The 23,286-nt window shown below is 54.0% G+C and carries 20 protein-coding genes and 1 pseudogene; 10 read left to right on the top strand and 11 right to left on the bottom strand.

Annotated features, from left to right (window positions below; all coding sequences use genetic code 11):
- Nucleotides 1-2 precede the first annotated feature (2 nt).
- Nucleotides 3-92, bottom strand: a complete 90-nt coding sequence (gene pmrR, locus J4614_RS09320; RefSeq protein ID WP_000844399.1) for an LpxT activity modulator PmrR — start codon at nucleotides 90-92, stop codon at nucleotides 3-5.
- Nucleotides 93-161: 69 nt separating this feature from the next.
- Nucleotides 162-1,664 (bottom strand): glycine betaine/L-proline transporter ProP, encoded by a 1,503-nt coding sequence (gene proP, locus J4614_RS09325; protein ID WP_000919710.1) that lies wholly within the window; start codon nucleotides 1,662-1,664, stop codon nucleotides 162-164.
- 467 nt (nucleotides 1,665-2,131) lie between these two features.
- On the opposite strand from proP, the gene J4614_RS09330 reads away from it, so the two are divergent.
- From J4614_RS09330 to yjcO, 6 genes are all read left to right on the top strand, one after another.
- Nucleotides 2,132-2,467, top strand: a complete 336-nt coding sequence (locus tag J4614_RS09330; RefSeq protein ID WP_000056482.1) for a zinc ribbon domain-containing protein YjdM — start codon at nucleotides 2,132-2,134, stop codon at nucleotides 2,465-2,467.
- Nucleotides 2,468-2,586: 119 nt separating this feature from the next.
- Nucleotides 2,587-3,030: a VOC family metalloprotein YjdN gene (gene yjdN / locus J4614_RS09335; protein WP_001131301.1), complete on the top strand. Its 444-nt coding sequence runs from the start codon at nucleotides 2,587-2,589 to the stop codon at nucleotides 3,028-3,030.
- A gap of 151 nt (nucleotides 3,031-3,181) precedes the next feature.
- A complete protein-coding gene (gene phnO, locus J4614_RS09340; protein ID WP_208293144.1) occupies nucleotides 3,182-3,616 on the top strand; it encodes an aminoalkylphosphonate N-acetyltransferase in 435 nt (144 codons plus the stop codon).
- Between the two features lie 257 nt (nucleotides 3,617-3,873).
- Entirely contained in the window at nucleotides 3,874-4,782 is a 909-nt protein-coding gene (gene lpxO / locus J4614_RS09345; RefSeq protein WP_000457035.1) for a lipid A hydroxylase LpxO, read from the top strand.
- Between the two features lie 365 nt (nucleotides 4,783-5,147).
- Nucleotides 5,148-7,295, top strand: a complete 2,148-nt coding sequence (locus tag J4614_RS09350; protein ID WP_011233236.1) for a formate dehydrogenase H subunit alpha, selenocysteine-containing — start codon at nucleotides 5,148-5,150, stop codon at nucleotides 7,293-7,295.
- Between the two features lie 176 nt (nucleotides 7,296-7,471).
- Complete coding sequence (gene yjcO / locus J4614_RS09355) at nucleotides 7,472-8,161, top strand: Sel1 family TPR-like repeat protein YjcO (protein WP_208293145.1); 690 nt, start codon at nucleotides 7,472-7,474, stop codon at nucleotides 8,159-8,161.
- 157 nt (nucleotides 8,162-8,318) lie between these two features.
- On the opposite strand, the gene gltP is transcribed toward yjcO, so the two are convergent.
- The 7 genes and pseudogenes from gltP to nrfA form a co-directional block, all read right to left on the bottom strand.
- A complete protein-coding gene (gltP, locus tag J4614_RS09360; protein ID WP_000793278.1) occupies nucleotides 8,319-9,629 on the bottom strand; it encodes a glutamate/aspartate:proton symporter GltP in 1,311 nt (436 codons plus the stop codon).
- Nucleotides 9,630-9,973: 344 nt separating this feature from the next.
- The gene (nrfG, locus tag J4614_RS09365) at nucleotides 9,974-10,594 is read right to left on the bottom strand and encodes a heme lyase NrfEFG subunit NrfG (RefSeq protein ID WP_000083227.1); all 621 of its coding nucleotides are present in this window, start codon (nucleotides 10,592-10,594) and stop codon (nucleotides 9,974-9,976) included.
- A pseudogene (nrfF, locus tag J4614_RS09375) lies at nucleotides 10,591-12,829 on the bottom strand (heme lyase NrfEFG subunit NrfF). Before nrfF ends, nrfG begins: the two are co-directional and overlap by 4 nt.
- A complete protein-coding gene (gene nrfD / locus J4614_RS09380) occupies nucleotides 12,822-13,778 on the bottom strand; it encodes a cytochrome c nitrite reductase subunit NrfD (protein WP_079965669.1) in 957 nt (318 codons plus the stop codon). The pseudogene nrfF and the gene nrfD overlap by 8 nt, the downstream one beginning before the upstream one ends.
- Nucleotides 13,775-14,446 carry a cytochrome c nitrite reductase Fe-S protein gene (gene nrfC, locus J4614_RS09385; protein ID WP_001278026.1) on the bottom strand — a complete coding sequence of 224 codons (672 nt, stop codon included), beginning with the start codon at nucleotides 14,444-14,446 and terminating at the stop codon, nucleotides 13,775-13,777. The genes nrfD and nrfC overlap by 4 nt, the downstream gene beginning before the upstream one ends.
- Nucleotides 14,443-15,009, bottom strand: a complete 567-nt coding sequence (gene nrfB / locus J4614_RS09390) for a cytochrome c nitrite reductase pentaheme subunit (protein WP_000115065.1) — start codon at nucleotides 15,007-15,009, stop codon at nucleotides 14,443-14,445. Before nrfB ends, nrfC begins: the two co-directional genes overlap by 4 nt.
- A 111-nt stretch (nucleotides 15,010-15,120) precedes the next feature.
- Complete coding sequence (nrfA, locus tag J4614_RS09395; protein WP_000101784.1) at nucleotides 15,121-16,557, bottom strand: ammonia-forming nitrite reductase cytochrome c552 subunit; 1,437 nt, start codon at nucleotides 16,555-16,557, stop codon at nucleotides 15,121-15,123.
- Nucleotides 16,558-16,988: 431 nt separating this feature from the next.
- Between nrfA and acs the strand changes: the two genes are divergently transcribed.
- The 3 genes from acs to actP all read left to right on the top strand — a co-directional run bounded on the left by acs (nucleotide 16,989) and on the right by actP (nucleotide 21,147).
- Nucleotides 16,989-18,947, top strand: coding sequence for an acetate--CoA ligase (gene acs, locus J4614_RS09400; RefSeq protein WP_000083873.1), 1,959 nt, complete (start codon nucleotides 16,989-16,991; stop codon nucleotides 18,945-18,947).
- 239 nt (nucleotides 18,948-19,186) lie between these two features.
- Nucleotides 19,187-19,501, top strand: coding sequence for a DUF485 domain-containing protein (locus tag J4614_RS09405; RefSeq protein WP_000999620.1), 315 nt, complete (start codon nucleotides 19,187-19,189; stop codon nucleotides 19,499-19,501).
- Nucleotides 19,498-21,147, top strand: coding sequence for a cation/acetate symporter ActP (actP, locus tag J4614_RS09410; protein ID WP_000832536.1), 1,650 nt, complete (start codon nucleotides 19,498-19,500; stop codon nucleotides 21,145-21,147). Before J4614_RS09405 ends, actP begins: the two co-directional genes overlap by 4 nt.
- Nucleotides 21,148-21,185: 38 nt before the next feature.
- On the opposite strand, the gene J4614_RS09415 is transcribed toward actP, so the two are convergent.
- Both J4614_RS09415 and J4614_RS09420 read right to left on the bottom strand, forming a co-directional pair.
- Nucleotides 21,186-21,875: an LrgB family protein gene (locus J4614_RS09415; protein ID WP_001067094.1), complete on the bottom strand. Its 690-nt coding sequence runs from the start codon at nucleotides 21,873-21,875 to the stop codon at nucleotides 21,186-21,188.
- A complete protein-coding gene (locus tag J4614_RS09420; RefSeq protein WP_000257347.1) occupies nucleotides 21,868-22,278 on the bottom strand; it encodes a CidA/LrgA family protein in 411 nt (136 codons plus the stop codon). The genes J4614_RS09415 and J4614_RS09420 overlap by 8 nt, the downstream gene beginning before the upstream one ends.
- Before the next feature lie 103 nt (nucleotides 22,279-22,381).
- Between J4614_RS09420 and J4614_RS09425 the strand changes: the two genes are divergently transcribed.
- The gene (locus tag J4614_RS09425; protein WP_000354962.1) at nucleotides 22,382-23,269 is read left to right on the top strand and encodes a LysR family transcriptional regulator; all 888 of its coding nucleotides are present in this window, start codon (nucleotides 22,382-22,384) and stop codon (nucleotides 23,267-23,269) included.
- Nucleotides 23,270-23,286: the final 17 nt, after the last annotated feature.

A 23,286-nucleotide genomic window follows, 5' to 3' on the forward strand; every position in this document is an offset into this window, starting at 1 on the left:
GTTTAATACGTCGTGACCCACACATAGATAAAACTGCTGACAATCAGCACACTACACAGGGTCGTCAAACTTTTATAAATATAGCTTTTCATGACGCTCTCCTCCAAAGGTATGGAGGAGAGTATGCCCGCGAGAGATTAAGCGAACCTTAAGCGCGAAATTTATTCATCGATACGCGGATGTTGCTGTACCAGACGCGAACGTTTGACCTGCAGTTCCGCGATTTCCTGATCGATGTCGTCGATTTTCTGCTCAATATTATCGTAATGCTCGCCCAGAATTTCCTTCGCTTCCTGGATGTCCGACGCCGCTGGCGTTGCGCCTTTTAACGGACGATTGGCCGTCTCTTTCATGGAAATACCGGTAATCAAGCCTATCACCGCGATGACCATCAAATAATACGCCGGCATCATCAGATCCTGCGAGCTTTCCACCAGCCAGGCCGCCAGCGTTGGCGTCAGACCGGCAATCAATACAGAGATATTAAAAGCCGCCGCCAGCGCGCTGTAACGAATATGCGTCGGAAACATCGCCGGCAATGTCGAGGCCATCACCCCGGTAAAGCAGTTCAGAATCACCGCCAGCATCAACAAACCGGCAAAAATCAGGCCAATAACGTTACTGTTAATCAGGATGAAGGCCGGGATCGCCAGCGCAAACAGCGCAATGCTGCCCATAATCACAAATGGACGTCGACCGAAACGGTCGCTCAGCAGCCCCATCACTGGCTGCACAAACAGCATCCCGATCATAATGGCGATGATAATCAACACGCCGTGATCTTCAGAATAGTGCAGGTTATGCGACAGGTAGCTCGGCATGTAGGTGAGCAGCATGTAGTAGGTCACGTTGGTGGCAATCACCAGACCGATACATGACAACAGGCTACGCCAGTGTTTGGTGGCAATCTCTTTAAAGGAGACTTTCGGCCCATCCTGCAGCCCTTCGCGGTCGCCCTGCTCCAGTTTATCCACGTGCTGCTGAAACGCTGGCGTCTCTTCCAGCGCATGGCGTAAGTAGAGACCAATAATTCCCAATGGCAGGGCGATAAAGAACGGAATACGCCAGCCCCACTCCAGGAAATTCTCCTCGCCGACAATCGTTGAGATTAAGACCACCACGCCCGCGCCCAGCACGAACCCGGCGATGGAACCAAAATCCAGCCAGCTTCCCATAAATCCGCGTTTACGATCCGGCGAATATTCCGCGACAAAGATCGACGCGCCGGTATATTCCCCGCCAACCGAGAAGCCCTGCGCCATTTTACATAGCAACAACAGTATTGGCGCCCAGATACCGATCGTCGCGTAAGAGGGAATTAACCCGATACAGAAAGTACTGATCGACATAATCACAATCGTGATCGCCAGGATCTTCTGGCGCCCGTATTTATCGCCGAGCATACCAAAGAATAACCCGCCGAGCGGACGAATCAGGAAGGGAACGGAAAACGTGGCCAGCGCGGCAATCATCTGGACGCTGGGATCGGCACCGGGGAAAAAGACTTTACCCAACGCGTAGGCAACAAATCCATAAACACCAAAATCAAACCACTCCATCGCGTTGCCCAGCGAGGCGGCGGTAATCGCTTTGCGAAGTTTACCGTCATCAATGATGGTCACATCGCCCAGTGTAATCGGTTTTATTTTTTTCCTTTTCAGCATAGCTGTCCTCATAGGCTAAGCCCTGTAGCGCTATATACGGCGGGCACTGGCATACCGCGCCAGCGTCGCCGTCGAGCGGAGGGAGGGGCGCGAACGCTCTCCCTCATACAAGCGTAGCAGGTTTACTTACACTGTCCGGTTACGGACTGTACAACCGAACCTGTTGACGCCTGAATGGGCAGTTAATGACCTTTTTACCCTAACAGGGTTTAAATATGTGATCAACTTCACACATATATGTCAATTCGGTCAAAAGGTGTAAATAAGGACGCCCTAATGCGCTGTGGTGACAGTAAAAAAGCGGTTATTTGAGTGTAAACCATTGCTGACTGTCGTTGCGCTGACCCTTTTATAAAAGCGGCAATAGTCCCGACAACGCTAAGGATTTTGTGTATAATTGCGGCCTTTTTCGGCGATCTGCCATTTTTGGGCGCGTTTGCCCCCGCTGACTTTTTGAGGATACCAACATGTCATTACCCCACTGCCCGCAATGTAACTCCGAATATACCTACGAAGATAACGGCATGTTCATCTGCCCGGAATGCGCTCACGAATGGAACGATGCGGAACCCGCTCAGGAGAGCGATGAGCTGATTGTCAAAGACGCCAACGGCAACCTGCTGGCGGACGGCGATAGCGTCACCATCGTGAAAGATCTGAAAGTAAAAGGCAGCTCTTCCATGCTGAAAATCGGCACCAAAGTGAAGAATATTCGTCTGGTTGAAGGCGACCATAACATCGACTGCAAAATCGATGGTTTTGGCCCGATGAAACTGAAATCCGAGTTCGTGAAAAAGAACTGATTTACCGTGTCATTGCCCGGTAGCGCCTCGCTTACCGGGCCTGAGCGGGCCTGCCACCGACAATATTGTGCCAATTTCGAACTACACTTAACGAGCATCTCTTACCTGAGGTAACCATCATGCCGTTAAGTCCCTATCTCTCTTTTGCCGGCAACTGTGCCGACGCCATCGCGTATTATCAACAAACGTTAGGCGCAGAACTGCTTTATAAACTCAGCTTCGGTGAAATGCCCCCCTCGGCGGCGGATAACGAAGAGGGCTGCCCGTCAGGAATGCGCTTTCCCGATACTGCTATCGCCCACGCCAACATGCGCATTGCCGGCAGCGATATCATGATGAGTGATGCCAGCGCGTCGGGAACGGCGCATTATTCCGGCTTTACGCTGGTGCTTGATACCCAGGATGTAGCAGAAGGGAAGCGCTGGTTTGATAACCTTGCCGCACAAGGGCAAATCGAAATGGACTGGCAGGAGACCTTCTGGGCGCAGGGGTTCGGCAAGGTCAGCGATCGTTTCGGTGTGCCGTGGATGATTAACGTGGTTAAACATCAGCCTGCCACCTAACTCCCCGGGAGGCTCGCCCTCCCCCTTGCCATCAGAGTGATCTTTGGCTGCACGTTATCCGCCGTTTAACTGCCATAGAATAAATAATGACGGTAGTTTGTTACAGTCTGGCGAAAGATGGTTGATCCTGATGAAGCATCGGGAGGACATTATGCCAGTCTGTGAATTACGCCACGCGACAACAGAGGATACCGATTCTGTTTACGCGCTTATCTGTGAGTTACTTAAAGATGAGCTTGATTATCAGGCTTTCAGGGATGGATTCGCCGCTAATTTACTGGACCCCAACGTTCATTATCGTTTAGCGCTGCGCAACGGAGAGGTAGTCGGCATGATCAGCCTGCATATGCAGTTTCATCTCCATCATGCCAACTGGATTGGCGAAATTCAGGAGCTGGTGGTATTACCGCAGATGCGGGGACAAAAAGTTGGCAGTCAGCTTCTGGCCTGGGCAGAAGAAGAAGCACGTCAGGCGGGCGCCGAGCTAACGGAGCTTTCCACAAATATTAAACGCCGCGATGCACACCGTTTTTATGTTCGCGAAGGTTACAAGCAAAGTCATTTTCGGTTTACGAAAGCATTGTGATCTGGCAGCCGTCATCGGGAGATAAGACATAACGTAATCAACCGTCACCGGGTGAAGTAGCGGAGCCATCTTAATTCTACTGTCGGCAAGCCTGGATAAAGATTAAACGGGCTGACTCGCTTCTTTAACAAAAATGGCCCTTTTAAGTTGTATAAATGTAAATTTATTGTCAACGAACTACACTTTTCTCTTTGGCATCACCGGGAGGGTTGCCTGAAAATCCCGGGATGAGGTTTTCTTAGAAGGACAGTGACGTTATGTTCGCAGCAATCATTATCGGTATTTTTATTATCAGCGTCATTTATGCGCATTCACGCGGGGTGGAAAAACAAAAGCTTTCCCGTCAGCTCTTTGACCACTCGACGTTTATGGCGCCGATCAATATGTTCATGACTCGCTTCTCAACGTTACCGGCAAAGCAGCCGTACTTTGATACCACGGCATTTCCAGAGCTGCAGAAGCTGACGGAAAACTGGCAGGTGATTCGTGAAGAGGCGCTACGGCTTCAGCATCACATAAAAGCCGCGCAGTCCAATAACGACGCCGGATTCAACACCTTTTTCAAGCGCGGCTGGAAACGGTTTTACCTTAAATGGTATTCCGATGCCCACCCGTCGGCGGAAACGTTATGCCCGATAACGACAAAGCTGGTCAACAGCATCCCCTCTATCAAAGCGGCGATGTTCGCCGAGTTGCCTCCCGGGGCCTATCTGGGAAAACATCGCGACCCCTATGCCGGTTCAGTACGTTACCATCTTGGATTAAGCACACCGAATGATGACCGCTGTTTTATTGAAGTTGATCGACAGCGCCATAGCTGGCGCGACGGCGAAGCCGTCATCTTCGACGAAACCTACGTTCATTGGGCGGAAAATAAAACTGAGCAGACGCGTATTATCCTCTTTTGCGATATTGAGCGCCCAATGAAATGGCGCTGGGCGCAGAGCGTAAACCACTGGGTCGGCGCATCGTTGATGTCCGCCGCCAGTTCGCCAAACGACGAGAACGATCGCACCGGTGCGATTAATCGCATCTTTAAATACGTTCACGCAGCACGCGATGCCGGGCAACGGCTGAAAAAGAAAAACCGCACTCTCTATTACGCGCTGAAATATCTCGTTATTGCCGCTATTTTTGCCGCGATAATCCTTTTCAGCCTCCTCTGAAGCCGGGCCGCGGTATGGAACTGCCTGCCGCGGCCCGTTCTATCCTGGCGTTAGTCTCAACGCGTTCCCTGGCCTTGAGTCTATCCATCCGGACAATTTATTAAAAACCCCCACTTCAGGCAGAGCAGATTGCCGGATGGCGGCTCCGCCCTATCTGGCCTGCGCTCAGCGTTTCTCCCCATAATAAATGTCATGCGGCATTTTCTTTCGACACGTCAAAACTGACGATAGCCTGTTTTTCGTCAGGGTTTTGAACAAAATTCGCCCGTAATATCAGGGAAAGCCCATACTAAAAAAGTGGCATAAAACATGCATACTGAGGGCGACAGCGCGTATGCGCGATTTGATTAACTGGAGCGAAACCGATGAAAAAAGTCGTCACGGTTTGCCCGTATTGCGCATCAGGTTGCAAAATCAATCTGGTGGTCGATAACGGCAAAATCGTCCGGGCTGAGGCGGCGCAGGGGAAAACCAACCAGGGTACCCTGTGTCTGAAGGGCTACTACGGCTGGGATTTTATTAATGATACCCAGATCCTGACCCCGCGCCTGAAAACCCCAATGATCCGTCGCCAGCGTGGCGGCAAACTGGAATCTGTTTCCTGGGATGAAGCGCTCAATTACGTCGCTGAACGTTTGAGCGCCATCAAAGCGAAGTACGGTCCGGATGCAATCCAGACAACCGGCTCCTCTCGCGGTACCGGAAATGAAACCAACTATGTAATGCAAAAATTCGCACGCGCCGTTATTGGTACCAATAACGTTGACTGCTGCGCTCGCGTCTGACACGGCCCATCGGTTGCAGGTCTGCACCAATCGGTCGGTAACGGCGCAATGAGTAATGCGATTAACGAAATTGATAACACTGATTTAGTGTTCGTCTTCGGGTATAACCCGGCGGATTCCCACCCTATCGTGGCGAATCATGTGATTAACGCTAAACGCAACGGGGCGAAAATTATCGTCTGCGATCCGCGCAAAATTGAAACCGCGCGCATTGCCGACATGCATATCGCGTTGAAAAACGGCTCGAATATCGCGCTGCTCAACGCCATGGGGCATGTCATTATTGAAGAAAACCTGTACGACAAAGCGTTTGTCGCCAGCCGTACTGAAGGTTTTGAAGAGTACAGCAAGATTGTCGAAGGCTATACGCCGGAGTCCGTCGAAGAGATCACTGGCGTGAGCGCACAGGAGATTCGTCAGGCGGCGCGGATGTATGCCAGCGCGAAAAGCGCAGCGATCTTGTGGGGGATGGGCGTCACCCAGTTCTATCAGGGTGTGGAAACCGTGCGTTCACTGACCAGCCTCGCGATGCTGACCGGCAACCTCGGCAAGCCAAGCGCGGGCGTTAACCCGGTTCGCGGCCAGAACAACGTTCAGGGTGCGTGCGATATGGGCGCGCTGCCGGATACTTATCCGGGCTACCAGTACGTTAAGTTCCCGGAAAATCGCGAGAAGTTCGCTAAAGCCTGGGGTGTAGAAAGTCTGCCTGCGCATACCGGCTATCGCATCAGCGAGCTGCCGCACCGTGCGGCGCATGGCGAAGTGCGCGCGGCGTACATTATGGGTGAAGATCCGCTGCAAACCGATGCGGAACTCTCTGCAGTACGTAAAGCGTTTGAGGATCTGGAACTGGTCATCGTGCAGGATATCTTCATGACCAAAACCGCGTCGGCGGCGGATGTGATTTTACCCTCCACCTCGTGGGGCGAGCATGAAGGCGTCTTCTCTGCGGCTGACCGTGGTTTCCAGCGTTTCTTTAAAGCCGTTGAGCCGAAGTGGGACCTGAAAACCGACTGGCAGATTATCAGTGAAATCGCCACCCGGATGGGCTATCCGATGCACTACAACAACACCCAGGAGATCTGGGATGAGTTGCGTCATCTGTGCCCGGATTTCTACGGCGCCACTTACGAGAAAATGGGCGAGCTGGGCTATATCCAGTGGCCGTGCCGCGACACGTCGGATGCCGATCAGGGAACCTCGTACCTCTTTAAAGAGAAGTTCGATACCCCCAACGGTCTGGCGCAGTTCTTCACCTGCGACTGGGTAGCGCCTATCGATAAACTCACCGAAGAGTACCCGATGGTACTGTCGACGGTGCGCGAAGTCGGCCACTACTCCTGCCGCTCAATGACCGGTAACTGTGCGGCGCTGGCCGCGCTGGCCGATGAACCGGGCTATGCGCAAATCAATACCGCCGACGCCGCGCGTCTGGGCATTGAAGATGAAGCGCTGGTGTGGGTTCATTCGCGCAAAGGCAAAATCATCACCCGCGCGCAGGTCAGCGATCGCCCGAACAAAGGGGCGATTTACATGACCTACCAGTGGTGGATTGGCGCCTGTAACGAGCTGGTGACTGAAAACCTCAGCCCGATTACCAAAACGCCGGAGTACAAATACTGCGCCGTACGCGTTGAGCCGATCGCCGATCAGCGAGCCGCCGAGCAGTATGTGATTGATGAGTACAACAAACTGAAAACCCGCCTGCGCGAAAGCGCAATGGGTTGATCTGCCGGATGGCGGCATCAGAATGCTTTATTCGGCCTGCGTCTACTGTAGGCCTGATTAGATGCATTAGCATCGCCATCAGGCATTTTCCCTATAACAGCCTCCGCCCGGAGGCTGTTTTTTTATCCATACGATCTCTTTATACTGTCTTTTCCGTACCCTAAATAAAATTCAAAATGAAACCACTTCTTGCATTGATGTTGTTTATGACATTCTTTGCCCATGCCGCAGATCCTGAGCCGGGTAGCCAGTATTTGCAGGCAGCAGAGGCAGGTGACAGACGCGCGCAATATTTTCTGGCCGACAGTTGGTTGAGCTATGGCGATTTGAACAAAGCTGAATACTGGGCGCAAAAAGCCGCCGACAATGGCGACGCCGACGCCTGCGCGCTACTGGCGCAAATCAAAATCACTAATCCGGTAAGCCTGGATTATCCCGACGCGAAAAAGCTGGCTGAAAAGGCGGCTAACGCGGGCAGTAAAGCGGGCGAAATTACGCTGGCGCGGATCCTGGTCAACACCCAGGCCGGGCGTCCGGACTACCCAAAAGCCATCTCGCTGCTGCAAAAGGCCTCTGAAGATCTGGATAACGACTCCGCGGTGGATGCGCAAATGTTGCTTGGCCTGATTTACGCCAACGGCGTGGGCATTGCCGCCGATGATGAAAAAGCCGCCTGGTATTTCAAACGCAGTTCCGCCATTTCCCGTACCGGCTATTCAGAATACTGGGCGGGAATGATGTTTTTAAACGGTGAACCGGGCTTTATTGAAAAGAACAAGCAGAAGGCGTTGCACTGGTTGAATCTAAGCTATCTGGAAGGGTTTGATACCGGTTGCGAAGAGTTCGAAACGCTAACAAATGGCTGATGTTTATTGCCTGATGAACGTAGTCGTTGTAGGCCTGATAAGCGTAGCGCCATCAGGCAACCCGGAGCAGGTTGTCGGATGGCGGCGTGAACGCCTTATCCGGCCTACATTTTCTTTCTCTGTAGGCCGGATAAGCAAAGCGCCATCCGGCAATCCGTTATTGGGCGGTCTTATCAAATTTCCCCAGTACGTCGCGCTCATAGGCCAGCGCTTTTTTACGGTCAAACTTGTGTTCCCACTTGGCAATCACCAGCACCGCCAGCGCATTCCCCACCACATTTAGCGCAGTACGCGCCATGTCGAGGATACGGTCGACACCGGCGATAAACGCCAGCCCTTCCAGCGGAATGCCCACGCTGCCCAGCGTCGCCAGTAACACCACGAAGGAAACGCCTGGCACGCCGGCAATCCCTTTCGACGTCACCATCAGCGTCAGCACCAGTACAATTTCCTGCCACAGCGACAGGTCGATACCGTATAGCTGCGCGATAAAAATGGCGGCGATGCTCTGGTATAACGTGGAGCCGTCGAGGTTAAATGAGTAACCGGTCGGTACCACGAAACTGGTGATAGAGGCTGGCGCGCCGTAAGCTTCCATCTTCTCGATAATGCGCGGCAGCACGCTCTCGGAGCTGGCGGTCGAGTACGCCAGAATCAATTCATCTTTCAGAATGCGAATCAGAATCCAGATACTTAACCCGCACAGGCGCGCCACGATGCCCAGCACCACCAGCGCAAAGAAGATAATGGCAAAGTGTACCAGCAGCACCAGTTTCGCCAGCGGCCACAGCGACGCGAAACCAAAATTCGCCACCGTGACGGCGATCAGCGCAAAAACGCCCACTGGCGCATAGCGCATCACCATATGGGTGACTTTAAACATGGTCTCAGATATGGAACGAAATACCGTCACCAGCGGTTCGCGGTGCGTTGCCGGCAGGGACGACAACCCCAGCCCAAACAGGACCGAGAAAAAGATAATTGGCAGCATATCCCCTTTGGCCATCGATGCGATGATATTGGTCGGCACCAGCGACAGTATCGTCCCCATCAGCCCATGCGCATGACTTTGTACTTCCGCCGTGGTGTTCTGGTATTTCGAAATATCGACGGTCGCCAGTTGCGACATATCAATGCCTGAGCCTGGCTGAAAGACATTCGCCAGCGTAATGCCGAGGATAATCGCCACCGTGGTGATCAGTTCAAAATAGAGAATGGTTTTGGCGCCGATACGGCCTAGCTGTTTCGCATCGCCAACGCCGGCGATGCCGACAATCAGAGTCGAGATCACGATCGGCACTACGATCATTTTAATCAGGTGGATAAAGATATCGCCAGCAGGCGACAGCAGGTTGGCAATCAGCCATTCACGACTGTCACTGTGATAATGCAGATAGCTGCCCAACAGAATGCCCAGCACCATAGCCAGCAAAATTTGCCAGGCCAGGCTGACTTTCAAATTTTTCATAACAACAGACTTCCTCGATGAAGCGTTGCTCTCCGCCGAAAGCATGAGAGCAATACATACTGAAAGGGTATGATTTGTGTTGCGTTGGTTTGTAGAGTTTTTTAACGCGCATAATCAGTATCATTTGCATAGCGTCTTGCGCAACCCTTTCATAACAGGGCTTTTGGCTGTTTTTATGCATAATAACGCGAGTTTATGGCGTTAATGATGAATAACTATTTGTTATGGAAAGTTTTTTACTTCGTCAAAAACGAATAATACACTGAGGTAATTAATTTTTACTTGTGTCTCATTCGCCGTTTTTTTAAACAGCACACATGACAAAAGTCACAAAAAAGAGAAAATTATTTCTGCCGATTTTGTAACAATTTAGCCAAATTAATGGCCTCTACCAGCTGCGCGCGGTTCACTCGCGGCGAGTTAGCGTCCAGTAAGGTTTGCCACAGCGACACGGCTTGCGCATAATCCGCCTGCATAAACGCATCCGCCGCCAGCAGCATCTGCGCGGTCACTTCTGTCGCATCCAGCGCTAACGCTTTATTAATCATTTCACGCGTCGCAGGCGTCATATGTTGCCCGGCCTGGTAATACAACACCGTTGCCAGCGCGGCGAAAAGCTGCGCGTTATCGCCTCGCAGACGCAACGCCTGACGATATGCCAGCAGCGCATTGTCATATGCATTGCGATAGAGATAATACTCGCCCAGCCGCGCCCATTGCTCGCTATCCTGCGAATTGGCGCGTATTTTTTCTTGCAGCCTGGAAAGCTGCGCCTCTGGCGTTTGCGGGTTCGTAAAGTCACGTAGCGGATCGGCCAGACGCTGTTGCTCGCTACGCACAGCCTGCCATTTCGGCGTCAACATATAGCCGCCGATACAGGCAGCCACCATCAACACCGCCGCAGCCGCCAGACGCTTTACGGGCATGGGACGTAACGGCGCAGTGGAGTGTTCAGACTGGCTCATTGTTCCCCCTCTTCTGCGTGCTGACGCTTTCTCGCCCGCCAGACCACCACGCCCACCAGCAATAACAGCAGGCACGGCAGCGCCCACAACAGCAGCGTTTGCTCATTCAACGGCGGGTTGTAGCGTACGAAATCACCATAACGGTCGGTCATCCAGGCGGTGATTTCCGCTTCGCTTTTACCTTCGGCCACCATACTGTAAACCTGATGGCGCATACTGACCGCCACGGGCGCATTGGATTCCAGCAAATTCTGGTTCTGACACTGCGGACAACGCAGTTGACTGGCAATAGACAGCGCTTTTTCCTGCTGTTGCGGATTGTCAAAGCGCCAGGTATCCACCACCTGGGCGTGGGTGGCGAAGGTGATTAAAAACAGGACGATCGTTAAGAGTAAAAACTTTCTGCCGGATGGCGCTACGCTTATCCGACCTACGGTTTGCGCATCCTGTAGGCCGGATAAGGCGTTTACGCCGCCATCCGGCAACGCTGTGAGTAATTTACGCATCACGCTTCCTCCCCCGCCATCCGCTCAGCAGCGCGCCACACACCATCAACAATCCCCCACCCCAGATCCAGCGCACGCCGGTCTGCACGTATAAGCGCATGGCGTAACGATCCGGTCCGGTTTTTTCGCCCATCACCGCGTACCAGTCATGTAGCAGGTTCCAGTGAATCCCCGGCTCCATCATCTGTTGACGACGCGCGGCATAGAAGCGCCTTTCAGGCTGCAGGCTGCCAATGCGTTTTTCATTCCGCCACAACGTGATCCGCGCTTTTTCACTGGTGTAGTTGCCTTTGGCCTCCAGATCCAGACGCTCGAAACGAAAGGTATAGCCCGCCAGTACCACCTGCTGACTGGGGCTGAGGTTAAGACTGATTTCATGCCGACTGCCGCTGGAAACCATGATCCCAGCGGCGAAGATAAATACGCCCGTATGCGCCAGCAATGCCGGAAGCTGACGATGCACAGAGAGTTTGCGGCTTCTGATTGTCGCCAGCACGATAACTACCAGCATCAGCAGGCCAAACGGCAGCGTGACGCGATTAAAATAGGGCGCGCCCACCGAAAGCCTTCCCCAGCCCATCAAACCATAAATCATGGGGTAGAGCGTCCCGACCAGCACGATCAACAAGACGGCGCTAAAGAGCAGCAACGTCGCCAGAATGAGCGTTTCGCACTTTCCGCCGTCCAAACGCGTCGCCGGATACGGCTCCCGCGCCCGCCAGCCGTACAGAGCAAGCGATGCCAGACTTAACGCGGCAAAAAGGGTAAACAGCGGCACCGCGCGCACGTTATCCAGCGCAAAGGCATGTACCGAAACAAGAATGCCGGAACGCACAATCAGCGTTCCCAGCAACGAGAGGATCAGCGTCAGTATCGCCAGCAGCAACGACCAGTGACGGAAGCTCCCGCGCTGGCGGCTGACATACAGACTGTGCAGCAAGGCGCTGGCGGCAAGCCACGGCAACAACGAGGCATTTTCCACCGGGTCCCAGAACCACCAGCCGCCCCAGCCCAGTTCGCAATACGCCCACCACGATCCGAGAATGATCCCCAGCGTCAGAGCGCACCAGCCGGGTAACGCCCAGCGCCAGCACACCCAGGCGGTTGCCGCGTTAAAGCCGCCGCACAGTAGCGAAGCCAGCGCTACGCTCGCCGCGGTCATCAGGCCGCCGTAACCCAGATAGAGCAGAGGCGGATGTAAGATCAGCCCCAGATGTTGCAGCATGGGATTAAGGTCGCGCCCTTCCATGGCGGGAGGGAAAATACGCAGGAACGGATCGGACCACAGCACAATAAATAGCAGCAGCGAAGCCATAATGAGGGACAAGATGCTCAGGGTCAGCGGAAAAAGCGCGTCAGATTCATGCCGGGAGCGCCAGGCGAATAGCGCCGTCCACCCCGAAAGAAGCAGCGCCCACAGCAGGAGCGAGCCTTCATGACCGCCCCATACCGCCGCCAGTTGTAGTCCCCATGACAACTGACTATGGCTATGCTGCGCAACATAAACGACCGAAAAATCGCTGGTCAGAAAACAGCTAACCAGAATCGCAAACGCCAGTAGCAGCAGCGTGAACGCCGTCCACGCGCCGCAGGTCGTCAGGCGCATGACGCCACGCCAGTGCTGCCCCATCCCGCACCACGTCGCCAGCGGGGTCAACACGTTGACCCCGAGACTCAACAACAGCGCCAGAAATCCGGCTTCAGGAAGGAAGATGTCCAGATTATGCAACCGTTAGCTGTCCCGCATAAAGAATGAAAAAGCGCAGCAGCAGCACGCCGGTCAAACTGGCGCCGCAAACGGCCAGCACGCCGTGAAACGTGACGCTACGATTTGCCCAGGGTTTCAGCAGCAGCGGGATAATCAATCCCAGCCCTACGACGCCAAGCCAGAACCACCAGCTCCAGAATCCGCCGCCCAGCGCCGCCGCCAGCGCGCGCATTTTGCCGTCATCGCCCAGCGCCAGCCCGATAAAAAAGGCCGCCAGCAGGAAGATCTCCAGCCATACCACTGGGGTTTCCATGCGATGTACAAAACGCGCCTCGGTGCTGTGCGGGTTGCTACGATGGCGTAACGCCATAACGATCAGCGCCACCGCCGCGCCGGAGGAGATGCCGGAGAACAGAAACAGCGCCGGCAGGATCGGGTTATTCAGGAACGGATAGGATTTCAGCGCCGACAGCAGAAACCCGGTGTACGCCCCGAGCAGAACCGCCAGTACCAGCATTAACGTCTCCAGCACGCGATGAAACGGCGTTATTAGCGCCAACACTTTCTGCACGATCCCTAAACGCGGCAGCCAACGCTGTTGCAGGGCAATCACCTCTTTTCCAAAGATTTTTGCCAGCCACAGTACTAACACCACCATGTACAACTGGAACAGCATCACCCCCATCGACATCACCGAGGTAAAGCTGTAGTGGAACATCAGCTTCCAGAAGGTCCACGGGCGCGTCAGGTGGAAGACCAGAATCAGCAGACCGAAGATAATCGCCCCCGGCCCTAACACCAGCGTAGTGCGCAGCAGCGTGCTGTCCGAACCGCCCGCCTCCGGATGGAAGCGGCGCAGCAGAATCGCCAACGTAACCAGTCCGGCGGAGATGCCAATCAGAAACAGATAGATGGCGATGGGCCAGTCCCACACCAGTGATGCAAAATGAAATGCAGAAGCGGATGTCATTGGCTCACCTCCCCGTAGTTAAAGGGAACGCGGTAGACCTTCGGTTTTGTGCCCAGCGCCAGCTTGTAACGATAGGTGGTTTTCTGCCGCAACAAACGGGAAATATCGCTGTTGGGATCGTCCAGATTACCAAACGTCAGCGCCTTCGTCGGGCATGACTCAACGCAGGCGGGCTGTTTACCCGCTTTCAGGTTGGTTTTCCGGCAAAAATCGCACTTATCCGCCGTCTTACTGACCGGATGGATAAAGCGCACGCGGTAGGGACACGCGGCAATGCAGTACTGGCAGCCGACGCAAAGGTCCGGGTTCACGTCGACAATACCGCTGGCGGCATCGCGGAATGATGCGCCGGTCGGGCAGACGTCAACGCAGGGGGCATGGTCGCAATGCTGGCACGAGTGGCGGAAAAAGCGATATTTCACCTCCGGAAACGTCCCCTGCGGCTCGCTGCGAATAATCGTCAGGCGCGATACGCCTTCCGGCACGTTGTTGACTTCCCGACAGGCATCCATGCAGGCCGTGCAGCCGATGCATAATGACTCATCGTGTACCATGCCATAACGCACGCCATTAATATTCAACGTGTTCGCTACAACGCGTCCTGCCATCCCACTTACCGCCGCCAGCGCGCCGACACGGGTAATAAATTGACGTCGGGTGCAACTCATGGCTGCTCCTTAAGCAACGGAACGGACGCCGGGTTAAAGTGCGGGTTAGTACGCTGATCGCTGTGGCAATCCACGCATATTTTGATCCGCCCTTTCTCGCTTAGCGTCTGCATCGTGTCTTGCTGCGGATGCAGGGAATGGCAACTGGCGCAGGTCACTTTAGTAACATGAACATCGTGCGGCCAGAACGCTTTTTGCAGTTGTTCAGGCAAGTGGCAGGACATACAGACGCTGTTCTGTTGCTCTACCGTATACATCGGGTCGTTAAAACGCATCACATCTTTCACCCCTTCACGGTGGTGAAGCGACGGTTGACCGTGGCAGTTGGTACAGGTTATCGGCAATTTATTGTTCGGGTTGATAGCGCCCGTATGTTTACCGTGCATACCTTCGGTGTCCGGCTTGTGACAGTCCAGACAGGCAGCATCCGGATTACGCTGCTGGGTGACCGTCCAGCGTTGATCCGACTCCTGCGGCGTTGGCGTGGCAGTAATTCCACTCAGGCTCCAGAACAGGCCTGACGCCAGCACCCCAGCAGTTAATAACGAACGTAATACGCTCATATTCACTCCATTACATAATGCCTGATGGCGCGCAGCTTTAAGGCCTACAAGACTTCTGTAGGCCGGATAAAGCGCTTGCGCTGTCATCCGGCAAATTTGTCACATGTGAGGTTATTGGCTTAACAGACCGTTTTTACGCGCCTGATCTTCCCACTGCGGTACGACCGTTTTCAGGAAGTCCTGCTTCTCCGCGTTGATTTGTTGCATATTCAAACCAATCGCTTTCTGCGCCTTCTCTTTTGTCGAAATATCCGGCAGCGGAATTTCATGGGTAATGCCTTTGGTCGCCAGCAGTCGCGCCAGTTTAGTTCGGGCATCCGCGGCTTTATCCATCGCACTGCCTAACATCCGTAGACCTTCTTCCGGGGCATGCATATGAATACCGTGTGACGCAATCGCCAGATCCCAACGCCACTGCGCGTGGCGAATATCGTTCAGAATCGGTTTCATTTCCGCGTCTGTCGCCCCCGCATCCCATGCGGCTTTCGCTTCGAAGTGCGCATGTACCAGCTGATCTTCAACCTTGATTTTCAGGTCATGAATCGCCTGTTTACGCTCGGCGACCACTTTTTGCAGGGACGCTTTGTCCTGGGTGTGGCAGTTGGCGCAGGTTTGCGCGAAATTGTCGAACGGGTTGCCGATTTTATGGTCGGTGTAGAGCTTGCCTTCGGCGTTCTGTACTTTCGGCATGTGACAGTCGATACAGGTCACGTTGTTCTTACCGTGAATGCCCGCGCTCCAGGTTTCATATTCCGGGTGCTGCGCTTTCAGCATCGGGGTTTTGGACAGAGAGTTAGTCCAGTCAGAGAAGGCGATGGCGTCGTAGTATTGCTCCATATTTTCGACTTTCATGCCCTCATCCCACGGGAACTTAACGGCTTTGTTTTTACCGTCAAAGTAGTACTCCACGTGGCACTGGCCGCAGACCATCGATTGCTGATCAAATCGTCCCGCTTTATCAAACGGTTTGCCGATAGCCTCCATCGCCCGTTCGGCATAGGGGCGCGACAACGTTAATGCTGGCTTCCCCTGGGCGAAATCGTCCGACGCGGTGTTATGACAGTCGGCACAGCCCAAATCGTTGACAATTTCCGGGCCGCCGCGCGCCCATTTGCCATGGAAGTAGCCGTCTTCGCCTTCTTGTTGGATAAGGCGCGCGACATCGGGGCTTTTACAACTCCAGCAGGCCATCGGCAGCGGGCCGTCTTCCGCCGTTTTTGGCGCGCCGGTACGCAGCGTTTCACGCACGTCAGTTACCGCATACGCGTGGCCGCGTGGTTTGTTGTAATCACGGGAGAAGGGATAGCCCGCCCACAGGATCACCAGACGAGGGTCTTCCGCCAGCGCATCTTCACGGGCAGACTGTTCTGACGTCGCTTTCCATGACTGATATTGGTCGGGGTGTTGAGGCGCGAACGTTTCATTTTTCGCTTCAACAGTAACGGTTTTTGCGGATACAGGCGTTTGCTCAGCGTAAACAGAGGTAATGAAGAAAAAAGGAAATATAAGGCTGAAGAAACGGCGTGCGCGTAGTGTTTTCCTTGCCATAGAGGTCTCATCCAGATTGCGCCATTATCTTTAATGGCGATTTTTTATCGTTTTCCATAACAGCAACCGCACAAATACTGTTATTACATTGATCTCCTCTATGTGTAACAAATAACCACACTTAAAATGTTGTCTTTAATCAATTGTAAGTGTATGTAAAATACCACTTTAGAGTTAGTAACCTGGACAAAACTCCCTCTCTTTTCTGATTTCCGGACACGGATCACTTTTTTAAAAAATTTCATATAACGTCATGTTATCCCGAAAATTTATCTAATTTTGCGGGACACAATCAAAAAATAGATTGCTGCTTATTTGCACAGTTCCCTTTTTGCGTGATCTGTCGCCCAAATACTAAACAAAACTTATTAAGACCCTACATTTAACGTTTATGCGACATATTATTAACATCCTACAAGGAGAACAACAGCATGAGCCAAACACATAAACACGCCATTCCCGCCAACATTGCGGATCGTTGCCTGATAAATCCAGAGCAGTATGAGACTAAATATAAACAGTCTATTAACGACCCCGATACGTTTTGGGGCGAACAGGGAAAAATTCTCGATTGGATCACGCCGTACCAAAAAGTGAAAAACACCTCCTTTGCGCCAGGCAATGTGTCGATTAAATGGTACGAGGACGGCACGCTGAATCTGGCGGCGAACTGTCTTGACCGCCATTTGCAGGAAAATGGCGATCGCACCGCCATTATCTGGGAAGGCGATGACGCGTCGCAGAGTAAACATATCTCTTATCGCGAACTGCATCGCGATGTCTGCCGTTTCGCGAATACACTGCTGGATCTGGGCATTAAAAAAGGCGATGTGGTAGCGATTTATATGCCGATGGTGCCGGAAGCGGCGGTGGCAATGTTGGCCTGCGCCCGCATCGGTGCGGTGCATTCGGTGATCTTCGGGGGGTTCTCGCCGGAAGCCGTCGCCGGACGCATTATCGACTCCAGCTCGCGGCTGGTGATCACCGCTGACGAAGGTGTACGTGCCGGACGCAGTATCCCGCTGAAAAAGAATGTCGATGACGCGCTGAAAAACCCGAATGTCACTAGCGTTGAGCATGTGATCGTCCTGAAGCGCACCGGCAACGACATTGACTGGCAAGAAGACCGCGACCTGTGGTGGCGCGATTTGATTGAAAAAGCCAGCCCTGAGCACCAGCCTGAAGCGATGAATGCCGAAGATCCGCTGTTTATCCTTTATACCTCCGGCTCCACCGGCAAGCCGAAAGGCGTGCTGCACACCACCGGCGGCTATCTGGTCTACGCCGCGACCACCTTTAAGTATGTCTTTGATTATCACCCTGGCGATATTTACTGGTGTACCGCCGATGTGGGTTGGGTGACGGGGCACAGCTATCTGTTGTATGGCCCGCTGGCCTGCGGCGCGACCACCTTAATGTTTGAAGGCGTGCCGAATTGGCCAACGCCCGCTCGCATGTGCCAGGTGGTCGACAAACACCAGGTCAACATTCTCTATACCGCCCCAACGGCCATCCGCGCGCTGATGGCGGAAGGCGATAAAGCCATTGAAGGCACCGACCGTTCTTCACTGCGCATTCTGGGTTCCGTCGGCGAGCCGATCAATCCCGAAGCGTGGGAATGGTACTGGAAGAAGATCGGCAAGGAAAAATGTCCGGTCGTCGACACCTGGTGGCAGACTGAAACAGGCGGTTTTATGATCACGCCGCTACCAGGCGCTATCGAACTGAAAGCCGGTTCCGCCACCCGTCCTTTCTTTGGCGTACAGCCTGCGCTGGTGGATAACGAAGGCCATCCGCAAGAAGGCGCGACGGAAGGCAATCTGGTCATCACCGATTCCTGGCCGGGCCAGGCGCGCACTCTGTTCGGCGATCATGAACGTTTTGAGCAGACCTATTTCTCTACCTTTAAGAATATGTATTTCAGCGGCGACGGCGCGCGTCGCGATGAAGACGGCTATTACTGGATCACCGGTCGCGTGGATGACGTGTTAAACGTCTCCGGCCACCGTCTGGGTACGGCGGAAATCGAATCGGCGCTGGTGGCGCATCCGAAGATCGCCGAAGCGGCGGTGGTGGGTATTCCACACGCTATCAAAGGCCAGGCGATTTACGCTTATGTGACGCTCAACCACGGCGAGGAGCCGTCGCCAGAACTGTACGCGGAGGTGCGCAACTGGGTACGTAAAGAGATTGGCCCGCTGGCGACACCGGACGTGCTGCACTGGACCGACTCACTGCCAAAAACCCGTTCCGGCAAAATTATGCGCCGCATTTTGCGCAAAATCGCGGCGGGCGATACCAGCAATCTGGGCGATACCTCGACTCTCGCCGATCCTGGCGTGGTGGAGAAACTGCTCGAAGAGAAGCAGGCCATCGCGATGCCGTCATAACCATAAATGCCGGATGGCAACGCGAATGCGTTTTATCCGGCCTACGACCCTACCCCTGCCCTCTCTCAAACCGGGAGAGGGAAATATAAAAAAACCTCCCCCAAAGGATTTCGTGTTACAGGAAGGCGGCAAGCGAGCACATCCTCAGCAGCATAGTTCACTATGTGGCTGGGGCGCGCGAGTGCGGCCAACGCGCCTGTAGCGCGAAAGACGCAGGGGGACCTCTGGAGAGCTCTGTGATGAATGACCAAATTTATCAGCGGATAGAAGACAGTGCGCGTTTCAGGGAATTAGTTGAAAAACGGCAACGGTTTGCCACGATTCTGTCGGTTATCATGCTGGCGGTTTATATCAGCTTTATTTTACTGATCGCCTTCGCGCCTGGCTGGCTGGGCACGCCTCTACATGCGGGAACCAGCGTCACCCGAGGAATTCCCATTGGCGTCGGGGTGATTGTGATTTCTTTTGTGTTAACCGGAATTTATATCTGGCGGGCGAATGGCGAATTCGATCGTCTTAATAACGCCGTACTGCATGAGGTGAAAGCATTATGAAGAGAGTTCTGACGGCGCTTGCCGCCGCACTCCCCTTCGCCGCTCATGCGGCGGATGCCATTAGCGGCGCGGTTGAACGCCAGCCCACCAACTGGCAGGCGATTATCATGTTTTTGATTTTCGTCGTGTTTACGCTCGGTATTACCTACTGGGCCTCTAAACGCGTACGTTCCCGTAGCGACTACTACACCGCAGGCGGCAATATCACCGGGTTCCAGAACGGCCTGGCGATTGCCGGCGACTATATGTCCGCCGCGTCATTTCTCGGCATTTCCGCGCTGGTGTTTACCTCCGGTTATGACGGGCTGATCTATTCGCTGGGCTTCCTTGTCGGCTGGCCAATCATCCTGTTTTTGATTGCCGAGCGCCTGCGTAATCTGGGACGTTATACTTTTGCTGACGTTGCCTCTTATCGCCTGAAACAGGGGCCAATCCGTATTCTTTCGGCCTGTGGCTCCCTGGTAGTGGTAGCGCTTTATCTCATCGCCCAAATGGTCGGCGCCGGTAAACTGATTGAACTGCTGTTCGGCCTCAACTATCACATCGCCGTGGTGCTGGTCGGCGTACTGATGATGATGTACGTGCTGTTCGGCGGGATGCTGGCGACAACGTGGGTGCAAATTATCAAAGCCGTCCTGTTGCTGTTTGGTGCCAGTTTTATGGCCTTTATGGTGATGAAACACGTCGGCTTTAGCTTCAATAATCTGTTTACCGAAGCCATGGCGGTACACCCGAAAGGCACGGCGATTATGAGCCCAGGAGGGTTGGTGCAAGATCCGATTTCGGCGTTGTCGTTGGGTCTGGGACTGATGTTCGGCACCGCCGGCTTGCCGCATATTCTGATGCGTTTCTTTACGGTCAGCGATGCCCGCGAAGCGCGCAAGAGCGTGTTCTATGCCACCGGTTTTATGGGCTATTTCTACATTCTGACCTTTATTATCGGCTTCGGCGCTATCATGCTGGTGGGGGCGAATCCCGCCTATAAAGATGCGGCGGGCGCGCTGATTGGCGGCAATAACATGGCGGCGGTGCATCTGGCCAACGCGGTAGGCGGCAACCTGTTCCTCGGCTTTATTTCGGCAGTGGCGTTTGCCACCATTCTGGCGGTGGTCGCCGGTCTGACGCTGGCGGGCGCATCGGCGGTGTCGCATGATTTGTACGCTAACGTGTTCCGCAAAGGCGCAACCGAACGTGAAGAGCTGAAGGTGTCGAAAATCACCGTCCTGGTGCTGGGCGTGATCGCCATTATCCTCGGCGTCCTGTTTGAAAATCAGAACATCGCCTTTATGGTGGGCCTGGCGTTTGCTATCGCCGCGAGCTGCAACTTCCCCATCATTCTGCTTTCCATGTACTGGTCAAAACTGACCACGCGCGGCGCTATGCTGGGCGGCTGGTTAGGTTTACTGACAGCGGTGGTGCTGATGATTCTTGGCCCTACCATTTGGGTGCAGATCCTCGGCCACGAAAAAGCGATCTTCCCGTATGAGTATCCGGCGCTGTTCTCTATCAGCGTGGCGTTCCTGGGGATCTGGTTTTTCTCGGCCACCGATAACTCGGCAGAAGGCAACCGTGAACGTGAGCAGTTCCGCGCTCAGTTTATCCGCTCCCAAACGGGATTCGGCGTACAACAAGGGCGTGCGCATTAATCTTACCGTTTCCTCCGGCCCTGTGGGTCGGAGGAAAATCAGAACATTACCCTCGCCACCAGCGGGGCTGCCAGCACCATCACCACGCCGGACAGCATCATTACCAGACTGGCGACGACACCCTCCTGCTGACCAAGTTCATAGGAACGCGCCGTGCCCGCCCCATGTGACGCCGCGCCAAATCCTGCCCCTTTTGCCATGCCTTCCTGGATAGAGAGACGCAAAAATAGCGCGTCGCCGACCGCCATGCCAAACACGCCAGTGACGACCACGAACAGCGCCACCAGATCTGGCTGCCCGCCCAGGGGTTCTGCCGCCGCCAGCGCAAACGGCGTGGTAACGGAACGTACCGCCAGACTACGCTGAATCTCATCCGATAACGTGAACAGACGCGCCAGCCAAACGGAACTGGTGACCGCCACCACCGTCGCCGTCACTACGCCCGCAGTGAGCGACATCCAGTGACGTTTGATAATCGCGAGGTTATCGTACACCGGCACCGCAAAGGCAATGGTCGCCGGGCCGAGCAGCCACAATAGCCAGTGCGATTCACCAATATAGTTTTGCCAGGAGATATGACCGAACACCAGCATTAACACCAGCAGTGCTGGCGTCAACACTAATGGCATCAACGGCAGTTTGCGAAAACGGCGATACAGACGCTTATTGGCGAAGTAAATCCCCAGCGTAATCACCAGGCACAGTACGCTTAACTGAACGTTATTCACGGTTTAGCCTGCTCATCTCATAGCGATACACTTTATCCACCACCCACGCCGTCGCACCGAGTACCATTAAGGTACTGATCGCTATCACCGAGAAGATGCGCCAGCCGTCCACCAGTAACAGATGGGCATAGTTCACTACCGCCACGACAGCGGGAACAAAGAATAACAGCATCTCCGCCAGCAGCCAGCGTGCGCCTGCGCGTACCCAGCTAAGCGGAATAATCCGGCAAACGATCAGCGCCAACATAAGCACCATGCCGACCAGATTCGCGGGCAACGGCAGGTGCAGCCAGGAGACAAGATATTGGGAAAAAATAAATAAACCTGCATAGAGCAGTACCTGAACCGGTACCTGGAGTCGTTGCACAACGGCAGGCGTAACGCGGCTTATCGCCACAGCCATGAGGGAATGTCCTGAAAAATAATACGGAGCGCCAGTATAGAGAACCTCCGTCACGGGCAGAAATGAATTAAAATCATTGCAGGCATAGTCGGAAGGAATAATCATGGATATCAGAACGCTGCGTTATTTTGTCGAGGTGGTGCGTCAGCAAAGTTTCACCCGCGCAGCGGAGAAGTTATTTGTCACCCAGCCCACCATTAGCAAGATGCTGAAAAATCTTGAAGATGAGCTTAACTGTACGCTACTGATCCGCGACGGACGTAAGTTATTGCTGACCGATACCGGACGCGTGGTGTTTGAACGCGGTCTGGCGATCCTCGCTGAGTTTCGCCAGTTAGAGGCCGAGTTGAGCGATATTAACCATCTCAATAAGGGCGTGCTGCGGCTGGGTATTCCCCCGATGGTCGGCATGTTGATGGCCGGGCCAATCAGTTTGTTTCGACAACGCTACCCTGGCGTTGAACTCAAAATTTCGGAGTTTGGCGGCCTGACGGTACAGCAGGCGGTAATGAATGGCGAGCTGGATGTTGCGATGACCGCGCTCCCGGTGGAAGAAGCGAGCGGGCTAACGACGTTATCGCTGTTCAGTCATCCGCTGTGCGTGCTGGTTCCCCGTTCAGGTCAGTGGACAACCTGCGACTCCATCGCGCCTGAAGCACTGGCGGAGCATCCTCTTCTTATCTATAACGAAGACTTTGCCCTGAGCCGCCAGTTGATGACCTTATTTAGCCAGCATGACGTAAAACCACGGATTGCCGTGCGCAGCGGGCAATGGGATTTTCTCGCCGCCATGGTGCAAGCGGGCGTCGGCATCGCCATTTTGCCGGAGCCGATTTGTCAGCGTCTGGATAAGGCCACGCTGCGCTGGCTACCGCTGGAAAGCGATCTCCGCTGGCAGTTAGGCATGATTTGGCGAGAGGGCGTGTATCTGTCGCACAGCGCCCGGGCATGGTTAACCTGTTGCGAAGGGTTTTGGCTGAAACAACCGTAAGCCATAGGTTAAAACCC

It is taken from the genome of Salmonella sp. 32031103-2018-00083-FB-01-SM-01 (assembly GCF_017571995.1).
Lineage (GTDB): Bacteria > Pseudomonadota > Gammaproteobacteria > Enterobacterales > Enterobacteriaceae > Salmonella > Salmonella enterica.